The organism is Methylobacterium sp. E-016, assembly GCF_022829745.1.
Lineage (GTDB): Bacteria > Pseudomonadota > Alphaproteobacteria > Rhizobiales > Beijerinckiaceae > Methylobacterium.
Map to the genome: position 1 here is coordinate 87,489 of NZ_JAKSYF010000085.1, position 20,234 is coordinate 107,722.

General features: G+C 70.2%; 15 protein-coding genes and 1 tRNA gene. 11 read left to right on the forward strand and 5 right to left on the reverse strand.

What is annotated here, in order from left to right; translation table 11 throughout:
- Positions 1-106: 106 nt before the first annotated feature.
- The 8 genes from MKK68_RS11565 (at position 107) to MKK68_RS11600 (ending at position 8,499) form a co-directional block, all read left to right on the forward strand.
- A complete protein-coding gene (locus MKK68_RS11565; protein ID WP_244030380.1) occupies positions 107-1,156 on the forward strand; it encodes a methyl-accepting chemotaxis protein in 1,050 nt (349 codons plus the stop codon).
- 78 nt (positions 1,157-1,234) lie between these two features.
- Positions 1,235-1,723, forward strand: coding sequence for an RDD family protein (locus tag MKK68_RS11570; protein WP_244030426.1), 489 nt, complete (start codon positions 1,235-1,237; stop codon positions 1,721-1,723).
- A gap of 158 nt (positions 1,724-1,881) precedes the next feature.
- Positions 1,882-2,637: an arginyltransferase gene (locus tag MKK68_RS11575; protein WP_147727422.1), complete on the forward strand. Its 756-nt coding sequence runs from the start codon at positions 1,882-1,884 to the stop codon at positions 2,635-2,637.
- A 104-nt stretch (positions 2,638-2,741) separates the two neighbouring features.
- On the forward strand, positions 2,742-4,049 hold the full coding sequence (gene purB, locus MKK68_RS11580) for an adenylosuccinate lyase (RefSeq protein ID WP_147843351.1): 1,308 nt from the start codon (positions 2,742-2,744) through the stop codon (positions 4,047-4,049).
- 58 nt (positions 4,050-4,107) lie between these two features.
- Complete coding sequence (locus MKK68_RS11585) at positions 4,108-4,965, forward strand: D-amino-acid transaminase (RefSeq protein WP_244030382.1); 858 nt, start codon at positions 4,108-4,110, stop codon at positions 4,963-4,965.
- A 288-nt stretch (positions 4,966-5,253) separates the two neighbouring features.
- Entirely contained in the window at positions 5,254-5,595 is a 342-nt protein-coding gene (locus MKK68_RS11590; RefSeq protein WP_243938096.1) for a hypothetical protein, read from the forward strand.
- Positions 5,596-5,754: 159 nt separating this feature from the next.
- Complete coding sequence (locus tag MKK68_RS11595) at positions 5,755-7,047, forward strand: adenylosuccinate synthase (protein ID WP_147727418.1); 1,293 nt, start codon at positions 5,755-5,757, stop codon at positions 7,045-7,047.
- A gap of 51 nt (positions 7,048-7,098) precedes the next feature.
- Positions 7,099-8,499 (forward strand): histidine kinase, encoded by a 1,401-nt coding sequence (locus MKK68_RS11600; protein WP_244030384.1) that lies wholly within the window; start codon positions 7,099-7,101, stop codon positions 8,497-8,499.
- 89 nt (positions 8,500-8,588) lie between these two features.
- Here the strand turns inward: MKK68_RS11600 and rpoH are convergent, their stop codons facing one another.
- Together rpoH and MKK68_RS11610 are read right to left on the reverse strand one after the other, a co-directional pair.
- The gene (rpoH, locus tag MKK68_RS11605) at positions 8,589-9,473 is read right to left on the reverse strand and encodes an RNA polymerase sigma factor RpoH (protein WP_147728070.1); all 885 of its coding nucleotides are present in this window, start codon (positions 9,471-9,473) and stop codon (positions 8,589-8,591) included.
- 243 nt (positions 9,474-9,716) lie between these two features.
- Positions 9,717-10,694 (reverse strand): RluA family pseudouridine synthase, encoded by a 978-nt coding sequence (locus MKK68_RS11610; RefSeq protein ID WP_244030428.1) that lies wholly within the window; start codon positions 10,692-10,694, stop codon positions 9,717-9,719.
- A gap of 128 nt (positions 10,695-10,822) precedes the next feature.
- On the opposite strand from MKK68_RS11610, the gene MKK68_RS11615 reads away from it, so the two are divergent.
- Positions 10,823-10,897: transfer RNA gene (locus tag MKK68_RS11615), tRNA-Glu, on the forward strand.
- 1,181 nt (positions 10,898-12,078) lie between these two features.
- Complete coding sequence (locus MKK68_RS11620) at positions 12,079-17,190, forward strand: SdrD B-like domain-containing protein (RefSeq protein WP_244030386.1); 5,112 nt, start codon at positions 12,079-12,081, stop codon at positions 17,188-17,190.
- 160 nt (positions 17,191-17,350) lie between these two features.
- Here the strand turns inward: MKK68_RS11620 and MKK68_RS11625 are convergent, their stop codons facing one another.
- The gene (locus MKK68_RS11625) at positions 17,351-18,358 is read right to left on the reverse strand and encodes an inorganic phosphate transporter (RefSeq protein ID WP_147725666.1); all 1,008 of its coding nucleotides are present in this window, start codon (positions 18,356-18,358) and stop codon (positions 17,351-17,353) included.
- Between the two features lie 2 nt (positions 18,359-18,360).
- A complete protein-coding gene (locus MKK68_RS11630) occupies positions 18,361-19,005 on the reverse strand; it encodes a DUF47 domain-containing protein (RefSeq protein WP_147725667.1) in 645 nt (214 codons plus the stop codon).
- 107 nt (positions 19,006-19,112) lie between these two features.
- Between MKK68_RS11630 and MKK68_RS11635 the strand changes: the two genes are divergently transcribed.
- On the forward strand, positions 19,113-19,349 hold the full coding sequence (locus MKK68_RS11635; RefSeq protein WP_147725668.1) for a hypothetical protein: 237 nt from the start codon (positions 19,113-19,115) through the stop codon (positions 19,347-19,349).
- A gap of 170 nt (positions 19,350-19,519) precedes the next feature.
- Here the strand turns inward: MKK68_RS11635 and MKK68_RS11640 are convergent, their stop codons facing one another.
- Positions 19,520-19,927, reverse strand: coding sequence for a MucR family transcriptional regulator (locus MKK68_RS11640; RefSeq protein WP_147725669.1), 408 nt, complete (start codon positions 19,925-19,927; stop codon positions 19,520-19,522).
- Between the last annotated feature and the right edge of the window lie 307 nt (positions 19,928-20,234).

A 20,234-nucleotide genomic window follows, 5' to 3' on the forward strand; every position in this document is an offset into this window, starting at 1 on the left:
TTGCAAAAATATTACAGTTCTAAGTCTATATTACTACGGACTCATACAACCTTCTCCCCCACAGGTACGCGTCGGCGTGCCCGCGGCGGCGCGCCCAGGAGATTCCATGGTCCCCCAGCGCATCTCCGAAGATGTCGGCCTCGCGGAACTGGTCGACCGCTCCACCGGCCAGCTGAAGACCTCGACCCAAGCTAGCATCGGCGCGATCAACACCATCACCCGCCGCATGCATCTGCTGGCGATGAACGCGATGATCGAGGCGGCGCATGCCGGCGCGCAGGGCGCGGGCTTCTCGGTGGTGGCGCAGGAGGTGCGCCAAGTCGCCGGCGAGATCGACGGCCTCGCCTCGGCGCTGGGCACGAAGCTCGGCGACGGCGTCGACACGCTGACCCGCGCCGTCGGCCAGCTCGCCGACCACGCCCGCGCCACGCGTTGCGTCGATCTCGCCCTCAACGCCGTCGAGGTGATCGACCGCAATCTCTACGAGCGCACCTGCGACGTGCGCTGGTGGGCGACGGATGCCGCGATCGTCGACGCCGCCTCCGATCCGACCGAGGCGGCCGCCGCCCATGCGAGCCGGCGCTTCGGCGTCATCCTGTCGTCCTACACGGTCTATCTCGACCTCTGGCTGTGCGACCTGCACGGGCGCGTGATCGCCGGCGGGCGCCCGGACCGCTTCGCCGTCCAGGGCCGCGACGTCCGCAACGAGGCGTGGTTCGCCAAGGCGCGCGCCCTGACCTCGGGCGACGACTTCGCGGTCGCCGACATCGCGCGCTGCGCCGGGCTCGGCGGTGCGCAGGTCGCGACCTACGTCGCCTCGGTCCGCGCGGACGGCGAGGCGCACGGCAAGCCCCTGGGCTACCTCGCGATCCATTTCGATTGGGAGCCGCAGGCCCGCGCGATCGTCGAGGGTGTCCGCCTCGCGCCCGACGAGCGGGCATCGAGCCGCGTGATGCTGCTCGACGCGCGCCATCGCGTCATCGCCTGCTCGCGGGGCCGCGGCATCCTCACCGAGCGCTACCCGCTGCAGGTCGACGCCGCCAGCGGGCATTACCGCGATCCCCAGGGGCGCCTGGTGGCGTACCACGCCACGCCCGGCTACGAGACCTATGCCGGCCTCGGCTGGCGCGGCGTCATCGAGCAGGCGACCGGCTGAGCCGAGGGGGCCGGGCCTTGAGGGAGATCGGGGCGATTCCCATGTAACGGTCCAGCGATGTCACGCGAGATCACGGCGATGCTGAACCCCCGCTCCGATTACGCCCGCCCGTTCGAAGCGCCGAGCTACCTGCCCCCCGTGACGATGCCGGCGGTCCGCGCCAGCCTCGGCGGCCGCACGGTCGCCTACCTGCTCGACATCCTGTTCATCCTCGGCTTCAGCGCCCTGCTCTGGGTCGCGATCGCCTTCCTCGGCGTGGTCACCTTCGGCCTCGGCTGGGCGCTGTTCGCGGTCCTGCCGGCGAGCGGCGTGATCTACAGTGCGATCACCGTCGGCGGCTTGCGCCAGAGCACGCTCGGGATGCGGATGATGGGCCTGCGCGTCGTCGCGCCGGAGACCGGGCGGCCGGTCGACCTGATCACCGCCGCGGTCCACGCGCTGCTGTTCTACGTCGCGATCTCGACCTTCCTGCTGTGGTTCGTCGATCTCGCCTTCGGCCTGGTCCGCAGCGATCGCCGCCTCGGCCACGACGTGCTCCTCGGCCTCGCCGTCGTGCGCGCCGGCTGACGTCGCGACCACGCCGGCAAACGGTTTCGGCCGCGCGCACCGGCGCGGCGAAATTGTCGCCTCGCCTTGGCCGGCAACCCATTGAGCGCGGCCACGGCCGCGTTACACTGCAGCGGCGGCCCGGCGCAGGAACCCGTGGCGAGAGGGCAGCGCGAAGCGTGACGAGCCACCCGCGCGACACACCGCAATTCTACCTGACGGCGCCGTCGAACTGCCCCTACCTGCCGGGGCAGGAGGAGCGGAAGGTGTTCACGCACCTCGTCGGCCGTCGCGCCCGCGATCTCAACGAGATCCTGACGCAGGGCGGCTTCCGCCGCTCGCAGACCATCGCCTACCGCCCGGCCTGCGAGACCTGCCGCGCCTGCATCTCGGTGCGCGTGGTGGTGTCCGACTTCGTCGCCAGCGGCAGCCAACGCCGGATCCTGTCGCGCAGCGCCGACCTCGTCGGCACGCCCGAGCCGAACCGCCCGGCCTCCGAGCAGTACGCCCTGTTCCGCCGCTACCTCGACGCCCGCCACGGCGACGGCGGCATGGTCGACATGACGGTGCTCGACTACGCGATGATGATCGAGGACAGCCACGTCGACACGCACCTCGTCGCCTATCGCCGGCGCGGGCCCGACACCGCGATCCATGGCCGCGGCGTCGGCGGCCTGGTGGCGCTCTGCCTCACCGACGTGCTCTCCGACGGCCTGTCGATGGTGTACTCGTTCTACGACCCGGCGGAGGCCCACCGGTCGCTCGGGACCTACATGATCCTCGATCATATCCGGCGCGCCCACGAGATGGGCCTGCCGTACCTCTACCTCGGCTACTGGGTCGAGGGCTCGCGCAAGATGGACTACAAGGCCCGCTTCCTGCCGCAGGAGCGGTTGCAGCCGCAGGGTTGGGTGCGGGTCGAGCCGAAGGCGTAACGCCAGCGCGGTCAGCAGGGCCGGCCGGCCCTGCGGTGCGTTCACCTCCCGGCTCAGCCGTGCTAGGCGCGCGGCACGATACGCCCGCGAGATCCGAGACGCCGATGATCCCCCGCTACAGCCGCCCCGCGATGACGGCGATCTGGTCGCCCGAATCCCGCTTCCGGATCTGGTTCGAGATCGAGGCGCACGCCACCACGGCGCTCAGCGAGATCGGCGTCGTGCCGAAGGAGGCCGCGGACAAGGTCTGGGAGAAGGGCCGCGACGCGGTGTTCGACGTGGCCCGCATCGACGCGATCGAGGCGGTGACCAAGCACGACGTCATCGCCTTCCTCACGCATCTGTCAGAGATCGTCGGGCCGGAGGCGCGCTTCGTCCACCAGGGCATGACCTCGTCGGACGTGCTCGACACCTGCCTCAACGTCCAGCTCGTCCGCGCCGCCGACATCCTGATCGCCGACGTCGATGCGCTGCTCGCCGCCCTGAAGCGCCGCGCGCTCGAGCACAAGCTCACCCCGACCATCGGCCGCTCGCACGGCATCCACGCCGAGCCCGTCACCTTCGGCCTCAAGCTCGCCCAGGCCTACGCCGAGTTCGCGCGCAACCGCGCCCGGCTGGTGTTGGCGCGGGAGGAGATCGCCACCTGCGCGATCTCGGGCGCGGTCGGCACCTTCGCCAACATCGACCCGCGGGTCGAGGCCTACGTCGCCGAGAAGATGGGGCTGACGGTCGAGCCGGTCTCGACCCAGGTCATCCCGCGCGACCGGCACGCGATGTTCTTCGCGACGCTCGGCGTCGTCGCCTCGTCGCTCGAGCGGCTCGCGATCGAGGTGCGTCACCTGCAGCGCACCGAGGTGCTGGAGGCCGAGGAGTTCTTCTCGGAAGGCCAGAAGGGCTCGTCGGCGATGCCGCACAAGCGCAATCCGGTGCTGACCGAGAACGTCACCGGGCTCACCCGCATGGTGCGCGCCTACGCGCTGCCGGCGATGGAGAACGTGGCGCTCTGGCACGAGCGCGACATCTCGCACTCCTCCGTCGAGCGGATGATCGGGCCGGATGCCACCGTCACCCTCGACTTCGCGCTCGCCCGCATGACGGGGGTGATCGACAAGCTGCTGATTTACCCGGCCCAGATGCAGAAGAATCTCGACCGGCTCGGCGGCCTCGTCCACTCGCAGCGGGTGCTGCTGGCCCTGACGCAGGCGGGCGTCAGCCGCGAGGACGCGTATCGCCTCGTTCAGCGCAACGCGATGCCGGTCTGGCGCGGGGAGGGCGACTTCCTCGCCCTGTTGAAGGGCGATGCCGAGGTCACGGCGGCCCTGTCGCCCGAGCAGATCGAGGAATGCTTCGATCTCGGCTACCACTTCAAGCACGTGGACACGATCTTCTCGCGGGTCTTCGGGGACGGCTGAACCCCGCACGAATCCTGCTTGGAACGATATCGACCGGTCATCGCAAAGGGCATCCGCCGTGGCGTCACCCCGCATCGTCTACCTCAACGGCGAATTCCTGCCCTTCGACCAGGCCCGCGTGCCGGTGATGGATCGCGGGTTCCTATTCGCGGACGGGATCTACGAGGTCTCTGCGATCATCGACGGGCGCCTCGTCGACAACGCGGCGCATCTTGCCCGCCTCGACCGGTCGCTCGGCGAGATCGGCATCCGCAACCCGCACGACGCGGCCGCCTGGGAGCGCCTGCAGACCGAGCTCGTCGCCCGGAACGGGGTCGTCGAGGGGCTGGTCTACATGCAGGTCACGCGCGGCGTGCACGAGCGCGACTTCGCCTTCCCGCCCGCCGGCACGCCGCCGACCGTGATGATGTTCACGCAAGCCAAGACCGTGCTCGCCAACACGCTGGCCGAGACGGGCGCCAAGGTAGTCACGGTCGAGGACCTGCGCTGGAAGCGGCGCGACATCAAGTCGGTCGCCCTGCTCGCCCAGGTGCTGGCCAAGCAGGCGGCCGCGGAGGCCGGCGTCGCCGAAGCCTGGATGGTCGAGGACGGCGCGGTCACGGAGGGCTCGTCCTCCACCGCCTTCATCGCGACCAGGGAAGGCCGCCTCGTCACCCGCCCGCTCTCGACCGCGCTCCTGCCCGGCATCACCCGCGCCGCGGTGATGCGGCTCGCCGCCGAGACCGGCCTGACGGTGGAGGAACGCCTGTTCTCCGTCGAGGAGGCCTACGCGGCGGCGGAGGCGTTCTACACCAGCGCCTCGGCCTTCGTGATGCCGGTCGTCGCCATCGACGACCGCACGATCGGCGAGGGCGTCCCCGGCCCCATCGCCCGCCGCCTGCGCGAGCTCTACATCGCGATGGCGCGGGGGAGCTGAGGCGACCTTTCGCGACCCAGTCGGAGACATTCCTCGCCGCGCCTTCGCTCCCCCCTGGAGCGGGGGAGGGTGGGCCTCGCGTCAGCGAGGGTCGGGAGAGGGAAGCGACAGGTCCGCACAGCGCGCCCCCCTCTCCCGACCCGCTTCGCGGGCCACTCTCTCCCGCAGAGGGGGGAGCGAAGCGGCGCTCGATTCGAACGAGGCATCCGCGTCCCAAAAGATCGCGATAGGAACGGTTCCCCGGCCTCGGTGTTTGCTTCCCGATCGCGAACGAGAGGGAGGTCTTCGTTGTCAAAGGTCCTGACGGGGCTCGCCGCCTCGGTCTTTGCGCTGGTCGCCACGGCCGCGCTCGCCCAAAATCCCGATGCGCCGCTGAAGGGTCGCGACAGCGATCCGGTGCTGCCGCCCCAGAACCAGACGCCGCCCGATCGCGTGCGCCCGAATGCCGACGCGCCGCCGGCCGATTCCACGCTCAGCGACAAGCTGCGGCAGAGCGACGGCGTTATCAAGCCGCCGGGCAACGCGGCCCCCGGCATGGTGGTCGAGCCGCCGAACCCGAACGCCGGCTCGATGCCGGTGATCAAGCCGGGCGAGCTGCCGGGGCAGAAGCCCGGAACCGAAGCCAAATAGGCTCCGCGCCGAAGCTCGTCCCCTGCCGGTTCGACACGGCGAGGGCGGTTTGCTTGATTTCCCGGACCGGATCGCGGAAACACCCTCACGGCAACGGGTTTTCTCTCGCGCGGCGCAACGCCGGGCGCCCGCGAACGGGCCACGGGTCTGAAGGCACGCATGGCGAACGTCGTCGTCGTAGGCGCCCAATGGGGCGATGAGGGCAAGGGCAAGATCGTCGACTGGCTCTCCGAGCAGGCCGACATCGTGGTCCGCTTCCAGGGCGGCCACAATGCCGGGCATACGCTCGTCATCGACGGCGTGACCTACAAGCTGGCGCTGCTGCCCTCGGGCGTGGTGCGCGGCGGCAAGCTCTCGGTGATCGGCAACGGCGTCGTCGTCGACCCGTGGCACCTCGTCGACGAGATCGCCCGCATCCAGGCGCAGGGCGTCGAGGTCTCGCCGCGATCCCTCCGCATCGCCGACAACGCGACGCTGATCCTGCCGCTGCACCGCGAGCTCGACCATTTCCGCGAGACCGCCAACGCTGGGCTGAAGATCGGCACGACCAAGCGCGGAATCGGCCCGGCCTACGAGGACAAGGTCGGCCGCCGCGCGATCCGCGTGGTCGATCTCGCCGATGCCGACACCCTGCCGGCCAAAATCGAGCGGGTGCTGACCCACCACAACGCCCTGCGCCGCGGCCTCGGCATCGCCGAGGTGGACGCGGGCGCGCTGCTCTCGGAATTGAAGGCGATCGCGCCGACGATCCTGCCCTATGCCTGCCCGGTCTGGGCGCTGCTCGACGAGGAACGCCGCGCCGGCAAGCGCATCCTGTTCGAGGGCGCGCAGGGCGCGCTGCTCGACGTCGACCACGGCACCTATCCCTTCGTCACCTCGTCGAACATCGTCGCGGCGCAGGCGGCGACCGGCTCGGGCCTTGGCCCGGGCGCGATCGGCTACGTGCTCGGCATCGCCAAGGCCTACACCACCCGCGTCGGCGAGGGCCCGTTCCCGACCGAGCTGTTCGACGAGATCGGCGAGACCATCGGCCGGAAGGGCCGCGAGTTCGGCGTCAACACCGGGCGCAAGCGGCGCTGCGGCTGGTTCGACGCGGTGCTGGTGCGCCAGACCGTGCGCACCTCGGGCATCGACGGCATCGCTCTGACCAAGCTCGACATCCTCGACGGGTTCGAGACGATCGAGGTCTGCACCGGCTACCGCCTCGATGGCGCGGTCATCGACCACCTGCCGGCGAGCCAAGCGGCGCAGGCCCGGGTCGAGCCGATCTACGAGACGATCCCCGGATGGTCGGAGACGACCGCCGGCGCCCGCTCCTGGGCCGAGCTGCCGGCGCAGGCGATCAAGTACGTCCGGCGCATCGAGGAGCTGATCGGCTGCCCGGTGGCGCTCCTCTCGACGTCGCCGGAGCGCGACGACACCATCCTGATGCACAATCCCTTCGAGGATTGATCGTCCGGTCCGCGCGACGCGCGGACCGCGAACCCGCGGATCCCTGAGGACATGGCCGATTACTACCCGTTGCTGGCGCGGGCGCTCGACGCCCTGCCCGACCGGACGCCGGCCATGCGCAAGGCGGTCTACGAGCGCGCGCGCAACGCCCTGATCGGCCAGCTCCGCTCCCTCGACCCGCCGCTGCCCGAGGCGGACATCGATCTCGAGCGGCAGGCGCTCGACAACGCCATCGCGCGCCTGGAGGTCGATTACGGCGCACCTGCGCCGGCACCGGAGGTTGCCCCGCCGCCCGCGCCGGCGATCGTGCCGCCTCCGCCGCCGCAACCGCCGATCCCCGAACCGACCCCGGCGCCGCTGCCGGCCCCCGTGCTCGAGCCCGAGCCGCAGCCCGAAGCCACGCCGTTCCTCCCGCCGGCTCCGGCCCCGTCCTTCCTGCCGAAGGCGCCGGAGGAGCCGCGCGAGGCCGCCGTGCCGATCACCGCGCGCAAGCCCAAGGGCGCGGATCCGATCCCCGAGCCGGAGCCTGCCGCGGTCCAGCCGGCTGAGGCCGTCGACGATCCGATCGCCGCCAACGATGCGGCGAACGGGCGGCAGCGCCCGCGCATCGACGTGGTGGCGCCGCGCGGCGGGCGCTCGCGGATGCTGCGCAACGCCTTCGTCGGCATCGTCCTGACGGTGGTGATCGGACTGATCGCGGTCGCGGCGTTCCTGCTGCGCGACAAGCCGGCGAACCTGCCCTCCGGCGGTGCCGAGACGGCGGAAACCCAGCCGGAGGGCGCCGAGACGAAGTTCTCGGACCGGATCGGCGGCGACCCCGCCCCGAAGGCATCGCCGCCGGCCGTCGCGACGGATCAGGCCGGGTCGCGCAATCCCGCGAGCCCGCCGAGCCAACCCGGGATCGCGGTGGCGCAGCGCGCCGTCCTGATCGAGGAGAACACCGCGGGCCAGAACGCGGCGCCGACCTCGACGACCGGCCGCGTGGTCTGGCGCCTCGATTCCGTTCCCGGCGAGCAGGGCCAGCCCCTGGAGACGGCGATCGTCGCCACGGTGACGGTGCCGGAGGCCGGCTTGACGCTGGTGATGACGATCCAGCGCAACCTCGACCAGACCCTGCCGGCCTCGCACACCATCAATCTCGTCTTCACCGGCACCGGCGCGGACGGCGAGAAGCGCTCGGTGCAGGATATCGGCCTGCTTCAGGCCAAGGACGACGAGGCCGCCCGCGGTTCGCCGGTCTCGGGCCTACCGGTCCGCGTGCGGGAGAACCTGTTCCTGATCGGGCTGTCGTCGCTGCGCGGCGACGTCGACCGCAACACCGACCTGCTGCAGCACAAGCCCTGGTTCGACATCGCGATCCGCTACGCCAGCGGGCAGCGCGCCGTGCTCAATTTCGAGAAGGGCAGCGCCGGCACGCAGGTGGTGCAGGAGGCGTTCGACCAGTGGAAGTGAGCTGACCGCTCCGACGGAAGGCCGTGCCGCCCTCCCCGTATGGGGGGAGGGGACATGCCCGGATGTCGCCGCCGACGCTGGTCTCGGCGTCACGCACCCATGCGCGGCAGTTCCCGCGTCGCGAGGTTGCGTTTGACTGCTTCCTGGACCTTCTCGAACGCCCGCACCTCGATCTGGCGGACGCGCTCGCGCGAGACGCCGAACTCGCCCGAGAGGTCCTCCAGGGTGATCGGATCGTCGGCGAGGCGCCGCGCCTCGAAGATGCGACGCTCGCGGGCGTTGAGCACCGAGAGCGCGTCGCGCAGCGCCGAGAGCCGGTTCTGGCCTTCCTGCTCGCCGGCCAGCACCGTCTCCTGGCTCGGCGCGTTGTCGACGAGCCAATCCTGCCACTCGCCCTCGCCCTCCTCGCGCAGGGGCGCGTTGAGGGAGGTGTCGCCGGACAGGCGGCGGTTCATGTCGATCACGTCCTGCTCGGGCACGCCGAGCCGGGTCGCGATCTGCGCCACCTGATCCGGCTTGAGGTCGCCCTCCTCGAGCGCCGAGATCTTGCCCTTGGCCTTGCGCAGGTTGAAGAACAGCTTCTTCTGGTTGGCGGTGGTGCCCATCTTCACGAGCGACCACGAGCGCAGGATGTATTCCTGGATCGCCGCCTTGATCCACCACATCGCGTAGGTCGCGAGGCGGAAGCCCTTGTCGGGATCGAAGCGCTTAACCGCCTGCATCAGGCCGACATTGCCCTCGGACACAACCTCGCCGATCGGCAGCCCGTAGCCGCGATAGCCCATGGCGATCTTGGCGACGAGGCGCAGGTGCGAGGTGACGAGGCGGTGCGCCGCCTCGCGGTCGCCGCCGTCGCGCCAGTTCTTGGCCAGCGTGAACTCTTCCGTCGGCTCCAGCATCGGGAACTTGCGGATCTCGTCGAGGTAGCGCGACAGGCCACCTTCGTTGGCGAGCACGGGCAATGCGCCGGCCATGGCATTCTCCTTGACGATGGTCCCCCTGGCGGGCGGACACTCTGGTGCGGAGCACCGCTTCTCAAGCCGGCTCTCCGAATCCCCATGGTAGAGGGGAAAACTCCGAGCCGGTAGCGGGTCCGCGACGCGAACATAGACCTCAACGCATCACGCCTCCGGAAGGTCGAACCTGTCACGATCGGTCGCGGGCCTCGGTGCGGTTTCACACGCTGGTCCTTGACCGTGGCCCGGCGGCCACGCGGCTCAGCGCTCCGCCAGCGCCGCCACCAGCCGCGTCATCTCCGGCGGGAGCGGGCTCTCGAAGCGGAGGTGCTCGCCGGTGCGCGGATGGGCGAAGCCGAGCAGCGCCGCGTGCAGCGCCTGCCGGCCGAGGGCCTTCAGCGCGGCCTGCGCGGTCTCCGACAGCCGCGCCGCCTTGGTGATGAAGGCGCCGCCGTAGACCGCATCCCCCAGGAGCGGATGCCCGCGATGGGTCATGTGCACGCGAATCTGGTGCGTGCGCCCGGTCTCGAGCCGGCAGCGGACCAGGGCGGCCTCGGGGTAGGCCGCCTCGACCGCGTAGTGCGTCACCGCGTGCCGGCCCTCCTCGGGGCGCACCACCGCGATCTTCTCGCGGTTCTTGCGGCTGCGGTCGAGGTTGGCGTCGATGATGCCGACCCGCGGCTCGGGCAAGCCCCAGACCAGGGCGAGATAGGCCCGCTCCAGCGGCCCGTTGCGGCCGTGGTCGGCGAACTGCGCGGTGAGGCCCTTGTGGGCGGCGTCGTTCTTGGCGACGACGATCAGCCCGCTGGTGTCCTTGTCGAGCCGGTGGACGATGCCGGGCCGGCGCACGCCGCCGATCCCCGACAGGCTCGCCCCGCAATGGCCGATCAGCGCGTTGACGAGGGTGCCGGCCGCGTGCCCGGGCGCCGGATGGACCACCAGCCCGGCCGGCTTGTCGATCACGACGAGGTCGTCGTCCTCGTAGGCGATGACGAGGTCGACCGCCTCCGCCTGCGGCTCGGCCGACACTGCCTCGGGCAGCACCACCGCGAGCACCGTGCCCGGCCCGACCTTCACCGCCGAATCCAGGATCGTCACCCCGTCGCGGCGGACGTGGCCCGCCTTGACCAAATCCTGCAACCGCGCCCGCGACACGTCGGGAAATGCGATCGCCAACGCCCTGTCGAGGCGCACCCGCTCCGCCTCCGGCCCGATCACCGCCTGCCGCTCGCCTTCGATCTCGAAACCCTGCAACACGCCACTCCTCACGACCCGGCGAAAAAGGCTCCGCCCGGGTCTTGCTCCATCGCCGTACCGTCGCTATACGAACGCCTCGCCGGCCGATAGCTTCATCAGCCGCAGCGGCCGCGCCCATCGTCTAGCGGTTAGGACAGGTCCCTCTCACGGATCAGACCGGGGTTCGATTCCCCGTGGGCGCGCCACTTCCTTCCAATAAACAAACATTTTTCGTTCGGCAGCGAGAACGACCTCGCCGGATCGCCCGGCTTCGTCGCGGAAGAAGGCGTGCATCCGTCTCGCTCGTCCTGCGCCGGCTTTCGTGCCGCCGCTCATCTCGCTCCTCATTCGCGCCGCTTCTTCGCGCTGCGGTGGTGAAGCCTGAGAGAGCGCCTCAACGCCGGCTCTCCGGTCAACTGCGCGAAGGTCTCGAGGTCGCCGCGAGGCGTTCCGTCGGGCACCGCACGTCGGTCGGTCTGTCGGCCCTCCGCAGCCGACGATGAATCAGAGATCCGCGCGGGGCGCACAGCATCACCGTCGGTGGGCATTCCTATCCGTGATGCAATCTGAGGGTATCCAGGACTCTGGTCCCCGACGATTCGTTCCGCGTCCACTGGCCGGCAGCTTCGTGGGTCCGTTCGAGCGGCACTGGCTCGGCGGCGGCGACGGGCCGAGGAAGGTTCGGGAAGCGGTCATCATCGACACGTTGTTCAGCGCTACATCGTTGTCATAAAATGATCTTTTTTCACGGCGAGAACGCTGTCGGCAGCGTGTGATCGTCCGGGCCGCGGCAACTCAGCGTCGGTGCATTCGACGTCGACACACCGCCAACGCCGACCTCGGCCGCGTTACAAATGCGGGGGCGTGTTGATATATTTCCTAGGTCGGTCATTGCCCGGGCCGCATATGGCTAATAGTTCTTAACACGCATGAAAAAAAGCAGCTCCAAAAGCTGCCCTCGATGCAGCGTGACCATGTCCCCCTGCGTCGGGTTCGTCTGGGAGGCGGGCCGATCGATGTCGAGACCAATGAAATACATCCTGTGCAACCAGGAGATGTTGCCCCTGGCCGAGACTGTCGACCGGGCGACGCGTCGCGTTGCGGGTGGTGCACGCCTCTCGTGGGACGCGCCGCCGCATCCGGCCCGCTGCGATCGGCCATCCGTGCGACCGAGGATCATCCTCCTCTCACGCGACCTAGCCTGATCTCATTCGCGAAAAAATCGTCCGCGCCGATGCATCGCGCGTCGTTCGAAGGCTGAAGCGGTCAGCGCGGCGCGCGTTGCTGGCGCGCCTCGCTGCAAGCGTCGCCGCGTTCGCGGCGGATGCCCTCACGGCACCTGCCTCGAGACAATCAACAACGACGATCAGACCGGGGAGAGAGCATCATGGCCGTCTATGGCAACCTCAAGGGGCACACGTTCTTCGACACGAACGGCAACGGCACGCAGGAATACGGTGAGGGCAACCTGTTCGGCGGGTTCCCGGTCGGCCTGTACAGCGCGGACGGCAGGACCCTGATCGCGACGACCTTGACCGACGCCGACGGCAACTACGATTTCGGCCAGCGCCCCGACGGCACCTACGCGATCCGCTTCGGCAGCGGCGGCAGCTTCCGCGGCGACCAGGCCACGATGACCGCGGACGGCGCCAGCTGGATCACCAACGTCACCGTCGGCCGCGGCGCCACCACCACGGTCGACCAGGGCTTCTACGTCGGCGCCGGCGGCACGATCGGCGGCACGGTCGGGACCGACCTCGATGGCGACGGGCAGGTGACGGCAGGCGAGGGCCAGGGCGGCGTCCTCGTCCGCGCCTTCGACGGCGTCGGGAACCTCGTCGGAAGCACAAGCACCGACGCCGACGGCCATTACGGCTTCTCGGGGCTCGCCGGCGCCTACACCGTGCAGGTGGTCAACCCGCTGGGTCAGACCGTGGTCGGAAGCGCCTACAAGGCGGTCGCGACCTCGGTCGCCTCGGGGTCCGACGGCAACAGCTTCGTCCTGGCGGCCGCGCCGACGCTCGCGCCGTCCGCCGGCAGCGGCAGCGTCGGCGGCCACACCTTCTTCGACACGGATGCCGACGGCAGCCAGCAAGCCGGCGAGTACAGCCTCGGCGCCGGCTTCCCGATCGACCTCTATAATGCGGCCGGAACGGTCCTCTACGGCAGCACCGCCACCGACGCGAACGGCAACTTCGTCTTCGCCAACCTCGCCGACGGAACCTACGCGCTGCGGTATCACACCAGTGGCGGCTTCCACGGCGACCAGGGCATCACCACCGCCGACGGCTTCAACTGGCAGGCCGTCTCCGTCGATCACGGCGCGCCGACCCTCGTGAGCCAGGGGTTCAACCTGGCCCCCGCGGGCAGCATCAACGGCATCGTCTACGCGGATTCCAACGGCAACGGGCGGATCGACACCAGCGACGGCGGACAGACCGGCGCCGTCGTCACGCTGTACGACGCGAGCGGGCACGCGATCCAGACCACGACGACGGGCCCGAACGGCGCCTGGGCCTTTCTCGGCCTGGGCGGCGGGCAATACACGATCGCGTTCGATCCCGGTCTCGGGAACGCCGTCGTCGACGCGCCCGCGAGCGTCTCGCGGACGGTCGTGAACGGCACCGCCGTCAACTATGAGCACACCCTCGTCACCGGAGCTGCGAAGGTCGCGGCCAGCCTCTCGGGCACCGTGTTCGCCGACGCCAACGGCAACGGGCGCTTCGATGCCGGCGAGGCCGGCGTCGCCGGCGCGCACGTCGCGGTGATGGACGGCGGCGGCTACGTCGTCGCGACCCTTACCGCCGACCAGAACGGCCACTACACCCTGCCGGACCCCTATGCCGGACAGAACTACCGGGTCGTCGTCAGCCCGCCCGCCGGCTTCGCCAGCGAGGACGCCCGCGGCGTCTCGGGCCTGGCGCTCGTCCCGGGCCAGGCCCTGGACTATGTCGACCTCGCCGTCGTCGCGGCCACCCCGCCGGCCACCGTGGTTCCGCCCACGGTCAGCAAGGTCATCAACGTCGTCGTGCGCGGCCAGTCCAACACCTACTACCCCACGGTCGAGGGGCAGATCGAGGTGATGCGCCAGGAGATCCAGAAGCTGCTCGGCTTCGACGGCATCAACCAGCGCGTGAACGTCGTCGCGACGAGCAACGATCCGAACAAAGCCGACACCGAGATCGGCGGCACCTCGCTGACGGCCGACTGGCTCCATCCCAACGGACCCGACTGGTCCTCGACCTATCTCGAGCGCGGCTACCTCAGCGCGATCAACCAGCTGCCGGCCACCGACCGCGGCGCGCCGACCGCGATCGTGATGCTCCACAACGAGTGGGACAGCAACTTCACCACCGGGCTTACGGCCGACCGCTGGATGAGCGCCATGCGCTACGAGGCCGGCCTCGCCCGCGCCGTCCTCGGGCTGAGCGCCAACGACGCGCCCTACCTGTTCGTCTCGCCGATCCCCTTCGCCGCCGGCGCGCCGCAGCAGCCCCTGCAGAATCAGGCGATCGCGGTCGGGCAGGCGGAGCTCAGCGCCGACGCGGCGTTCAACGCGAAGGTGGTCACGCTGCAGAGCAGCGACGTGACCATGGATCACGACGGCGCCAACGGCGGGTTCCACCTCAATACGCAGGACCAGCAGGCGCTCTACGGCCGCGCCGCTTTCGGCTTGGCCCAGCAGTTCGCGGCATCGGCGATGCCGGGCTCGCCGATCAGCCTGGCCAACGGCAACATCGACAATCTCGGGCCGCAGGTCACCCAGGTCTCGGCGGTGGCCGGGCACGCCAACCAGCTCCTCGTCACCCTGGCCTTCGATCAGGCCGCGAGCCTGCAGGGGCTCGACGGCGTGGCCGCCTCGGGCACCGGTTGGTCCGTTCGCGCGGGCTACGACGACGCGACCGCGGAGGCCAACGGCACCGCCGCCCAGATCGTCGACGCCAACCACCTGCTGCTGACCTTCGACACCGCGGTGCCGGCCGGCGAGCGGCTGTTCTACAGCTGGGGCAGCTTGCGCCTGCAGCAGAACAACGGCCCGGGCAACGGCAACGCGATCTACGACAACAACGGGCTGCCGCTCTCCGTCGATCCGCACGGCCTGCCGATCAGCTACGTCGCCGCCGGGGGCCCGGCGATCACCGGCACGGTCGCCAACCAGACCACCGCGCAGGCCGCGATGAGCCCGTTCGCGACGACGACCCTCGCCGACCCGAATCTCGGCGCGACCGACACCCTGCGGATCACCGTCACGGGGGCCGGCGGCACGCTGTCCGGCGCCGGGCTCGTCGCCACCAACGACGGCGCCTACATCCTGTCCGGCTCGGCCGCGACCATCACCGCGGCCCTGCACGCGCTCACCTTCGCGCCCACGATCGGCCAGCCCGGCACGACGACCTTCACCCTGCAGGCGATCTCGAACGCCTACCCGACCGCCGCCACCGACAGCACAACCTCGGTGGTGATCAAGGCCCCCGGGATCACCACGGCGCTGGCACAGGACACCGGCACGTCGGCGATCGACGGCATCACGGCGAACGCCACGGTCAGCGGCGTCACCAATGCGGGCGCGACGGTGACGCTGGTCGACGAAGCCGGCCGCACGGTCGGCCGCGCGACCGCCGATGCGACCGGGCAATACACCATCGCCCCGGCCGGGCTCGTCGACGGCGTCCACACGTTGACGGCGACGGAAACCTATCTCGGCGTCGCCGCGGGCTCCGCACGTGTCGGCCTCGTCCTGGACCGTGCCGCGCCGGGCACGCCCGGGCTCGCGCTCGCCCACGACACCGGCGCATCGGCGAGCGACCGGATCACCTCGGACGCATCGCTCACCGTGAAGGCGGCGGAGGCCGGCGGAAAGCTGGGCTACGTCGTCGACGGCAGCGCGGTCGCGGCCTACGACCCGAGCGCGCTGAAGGACGGCGCCCATACGGTCTCGGTGACCCAGTCGGACGCCGCCGGAAACGTCTCTGCCGCACGCACGGTCGGCTTCACCCTCGACCACACCGCGCCGGTTGCGCCGACGATCGCGCTCGCCCACGATACCGGCTTCTCCTCGACCGATCGGATCACCGCCGACGCGACCCTCAAGGTCACGCCGGCCGAGGCCGGCGGCAAGCTGAGCTATGTCGTCGACGGCAGCGCGGTCGCCGCCTACAACCCGAGCACGCTCAAGGACGGCGCCCACACCGTCTCCGTCGTGCAGACCGATGCCGCCGGCAACGCCTCCGTCGCCGGGTCCCTCGGCTTCGTGCTGGATCACGTCGCTCCGACCCTGAAGGCCGACACCGCCTCCGGCACCGGCTTCGCGGCGGCGCTCGCCGGCAACGTGCTGGCCAACGACACCGGCGCCGCCGGGCTTCACCTGGTGGCGGTGCAGTTCGGCAACGGGCCGTCCCACGCCGTCCCGGCCACGGGCACGGTCCAGGCCTTCGACCCGAGCGGCACGCTCACCGTCTCGGCCGACGGCAGCTACAGCTACCAGCCGACGAAGGTCGGGCACGCGGTGTACACCGAGACGGTGGCGGATGCGGCCGGCAACACCGGCCAGACCACGCTGACGCTGAACGTCGCCAAGGCGGTGATCCCGTCGTTGCTGAGCTTCGGCTTCGCGCTGACCGAGGCGCACTTCGACTTCCGCGACGGTCACGCCCTGATGACGGCGCCGAACGGCATCGTCACCGACCTGACCGGCGTCGCCACCATCGCCTTCACCGACGGGACCGTGCGGGAGAAGGACGAGTCGCCCCTGGTCGACGACCTGTACTACGACGCGCACAACCTCGACGTCTGGCGCGCCCACATCGATCCGGACACGCATTACGCGCAGTACGGATGGCACGAGGGCCGCGACCCGAACGCCTCCTTCTCGACCAACGCCTACCTGGCGGCCAATCCGAAGCTCGGTCCCGCCGGCGTGAACCCGCTGACGCATTACGACGTGCGCGGGTGGCTGGACGGTCGCAGCCCCGGCGCCGACTTCTCGGCCGAGGCCTACCTGGCCGCGAACCCGGACGTGGCCGCCGCGAAGACCGATCCGCTCAAGCACTACCTCGCGACCGGACAGGCGGAGGGCCGCGCCGCGTTCCCCGGGCTGACCATCGCCAACGGCACGGGCGACCATCTCTACGGTGACTTCGACGCGACCTACTATCTCGCCCACAACCTCGACGTGGCGGCCGCCGCACGGTCGCAGAGCGGGTCGGCAGATTCGTTCGCCTTCACGCACTATCTGACTAACGGCGCGCACGAGGGCCGCGACCCGAACGCCTACTTCTCGACCGACGGCTACCTCGCAGCCAACCCCGACGTCGCCGCCTCCGGGACCAATCCGCTGCTGCACTACGAGCAGACCGGCTGGTTCGCGGGACGCGACCCGAGCACGGCCTTCCACACCGACGCCTACCTCGCCGCGAACCCGGACGTGGCGGCTTTCGGCATGGATCCGCTCCACCACTACCTGCAGTTCGGCATGGCGGAAGGGCGCCATCTCGCCTGAAGCGCGCGGCGCCGGTGCGCCGCCTCGGCGGGACGCACCGGCGCTCTCCGGCCGGCGAAGAAACCGGCTCGGCGCGAAAGCGTGCACCGGGGCCAGGGTGCGCTCCGTCAGCCGGATTGTGCGAATCGGGGCAGGCTTGCGCGGCGACCCCGACGGCGGGTCAGGCGAACAGCCCGACGAGCGCGTAGCACCCCGCCGCGATCAGCGCGGCGGCGGGCATCGTCAGCACCCAGGCGATGACGATGTTGCCGGCCACGCCCCAGCGCACCGCCGAGGTGCGGCGGGCGGCACCGACGCCGACGATGGCGCCGGTGATGGTGTGGGTCGTCGAGACCGGCACGCCGAGCCAGGTCGCGGCAAACAGCGTGATCGCCCCGCCGGTCTCGGCGCAGAACCCCTGCATCGGGTTCAGGCGGGTGATGCGCGAGCCCATGGTGTGGACGATGCGCCAGCCGCCGAGCAGCGTGCCGAGCGCCATCGCGCCCTGGCAGGCGAGCACGACCCAGAGCGGGATATAGAACTCGGATCCGAGCAGCCCCTGCGAGTAGAGCAGCACCGCGATGATGCCCATGGTTTTCTGGGCGTCGTTGCCGCCGTGCCCGAGGGAGTAGAGCGAGGCGGAGAGGAACTGCATCACCCGGAATGTGCGGTCGACCGCGAACGGCGTCGCGCGCACGAAGCTCCAGGAGACAGCGAGCACCAGCAGCAGCGCCAGCAGGAAACCGAGCAGCGGCGACAGCACGATCGCGGCGATGGTCTTGCCGAGGCCGGCCCACACGATCACCGGCGGCCCGGCCTTGGCGAGGCCCGCGCCGACGAGCCCGCCGACGAGGGCGTGCGAGGAGCTCGACGGGATGCCGAGCACCCAGGTGGCGACGTTCCAGGCGATCGCGCCGATCAGCGCGGCGAAGATCACCGGCGCGTCGACGATGCTGGCGTCGACGATGCCGGTCCCGAGCGTCTGCGCCACGTGGAGGCCGAAGAACAGGAAAGCGATGAAGTTGAAGAACGCCGCCCAGATCACGGCGTAGCGCGGCCGCAGCACCCGCGTCGAGACGATGGTGGCGATCGAGTTGGCCGCATCGTGCAGGCCGTTGAGGAAGTCGAAGACCAGCGCGACGGCGATCAGTCCGACGAGCCAGGGCAGCGCGAGCGCGGTGATCGTCATCCTCAGACGTTCTCGATGACGATGCCGCTGATCTCGTTGGCGACGTCCTCGAACCGGTCGACCACGCTCTCGAGGCTGCCGTAGATCTCGCGTCCGATCAGATAGCGCATCGGGTCGGTGTGGCCGTGGGCCTGGTACAGCGCCTTGAGGCCCTGGTCGTGCAGCTCGTCGGAGCGGCCCTCGACGCGGGTGATTTCCTCGGTGAGGGCGGAGAGCCGCGTGGCGTGGGTGCCGATCGCGCTCAGCAGAGGGACGGCCTCGGCGGTGAGGCGGGCCGCCTGCACCACCGTGTCGCCCATCTCGCGCATCAGCGGCTCGAAGGTGCGGATCTCATAGAGCTCGATGGTCTTCACGGTCTTCTGCATCTGGTCGATGGCGTCGTCCATCGACTGGATCAGGTCCTTGATGTCGCCGCGGTCGAACGGGGTGATGAAGCTGCGGCGCACCGCGAGCAGCACCTCGCCGGTGATCGCGTCGGCCTCCGCCTCGCGCGCCACGATCGTGCGGCCGAACTCCGGCACGGCATCGCCGCCCTGGAGCAGGCCGTGAAGGGCGTCGGCTCCGGCGACCAACGTCTCGGCGTGGCGCGCGAACAGATCGAAGAACCGATCCTCGCGCGGCATCAGCGCCCGGAACCATCCCAGCATCGCGGCGATACCCCTCGGCGCCCGACCGTCGACGCGCCGCTTCCGGTCCCTCGTGGCACGCTTTGCGGCTCGGCGCGAGGGCGGGCGCGTGAAAGGCTCGACCGATCATGCCGAAGCGTATCGGACGGCGCTACACCACCTTTCTCGTCGCGGTGACCGCGGACGCGGCCACAAGCACGGTGCCGGCTTCGGTCTACGCCGTGATGGCGCGACGCCCGGACGAGGCGTTGGAGATCGTGCGCGCGCAGGCCGACGGGAGCGACGAGGTCGTCGTGGTCGGGTCGCTGTCGAGCCGCATGGCGAAGGCGATCCGGCTGTCGGCGGGCGAGATGCGCGCGATCTGAACGGCGAGCCCGCGCATCGCCGCGACGGCGCCCGGCCGGGATCGTCGGATCCCGGGGACGGCATCGGATCAGGCCCGCACGGCGGTCGCCGCGGCAGCCCGATCCGGTTCGGCCGATCCACACACCCTCGGCGCCGACCTCGGACGCGAAGGCGGTCGAGGTTCAGCGGATCACTCCGCCGCCTGCTGCAGCCGCAGGCGCTGGTTCTGGCCGATGGTCCGGGAGATCACCGAGCGGCGGGCGCTGTAGCTCGCCGAGACCAGGGGGTAGTCGATCGGGAGGCCCCACTTGCTGCGGTAGGCCTCCGGCGACAGGCCGCGCAGCGTCAGGTGCCGGCGCAACGCCTTGTAGGGCTTGCCGTCCTCGAAGCTGATGATCGAATCCTGGCGGATCGAGGCGCGGATCTGCGCGTCGGTCGGCCGGGCGAGCACCGGCTTCGGCGGCGTCTGCAGGCCGGTGATCGAGCCGTGGACCGTCCGGATGAGGTCCGGCAAGCCGGCGGCCGGCACCGAGTTTCGGGCGACGTAGGCGGCGAGAATCTTCGCGGCGAGATCGATGGGGTCTGAGGTGGTCTGCACGGTCGTGTCCTTCCGAATTCAATCTGGTGGGTGCGCCGGGGCGCGAAGTCGTCGAAACCAGGATGCTTCAGCGGTCGATCGCTCTACAGGGACGCGGCGGGAGGAGCCGCTGCCGAACGATTATGCGCCTGCGCGCTCAAAACACAACTTATGCGCGATCCATTCAGTGCGTTAAATCTACTTAGAATTGATTAACGCGCTCAAGCGGGTTGCAAATGCACGCACGCAGCGCGCTCCGGTCGACCATTTCGCTCACGGAGACAATCCCTTAGGCGAACCCTAAATCGTCCGCCGATCGCGCGAATCG

Coding starts and splice junctions, on each gene's coding strand:
- MKK68_RS11620 (WP_244030386.1), top strand. CDS start 12,079: ATGGCCGTCTATGGCAACCTCAAGGGGCACACGTTCTTCGACACGAAC.
- MKK68_RS11600 (WP_244030384.1), top strand. CDS start 7,099: ATGGCCGATTACTACCCGTTGCTGGCGCGGGCGCTCGACGCCCTGCCC.
- MKK68_RS11595 (WP_147727418.1), top strand. CDS start 5,755: ATGGCGAACGTCGTCGTCGTAGGCGCCCAATGGGGCGATGAGGGCAAG.
- rpoH (WP_147728070.1), bottom strand. CDS start 9,473: ATGGCCGGCGCATTGCCCGTGCTCGCCAACGAAGGTGGCCTGTCGCGC.
- MKK68_RS11635 (WP_147725668.1), top strand. CDS start 19,113: ATGCCGAAGCGTATCGGACGGCGCTACACCACCTTTCTCGTCGCGGTG.
- purB (WP_147843351.1), top strand. CDS start 2,742: ATGATCCCCCGCTACAGCCGCCCCGCGATGACGGCGATCTGGTCGCCC.
- MKK68_RS11625 (WP_147725666.1), bottom strand. CDS start 18,358: ATGACGATCACCGCGCTCGCGCTGCCCTGGCTCGTCGGACTGATCGCC.
- MKK68_RS11630 (WP_147725667.1), bottom strand. CDS start 19,005: ATGCTGGGATGGTTCCGGGCGCTGATGCCGCGCGAGGATCGGTTCTTC.
- MKK68_RS11565 (WP_244030380.1), top strand. CDS start 107: ATGGTCCCCCAGCGCATCTCCGAAGATGTCGGCCTCGCGGAACTGGTC.
- MKK68_RS11570 (WP_244030426.1), top strand. CDS start 1,235: ATGCTGAACCCCCGCTCCGATTACGCCCGCCCGTTCGAAGCGCCGAGC.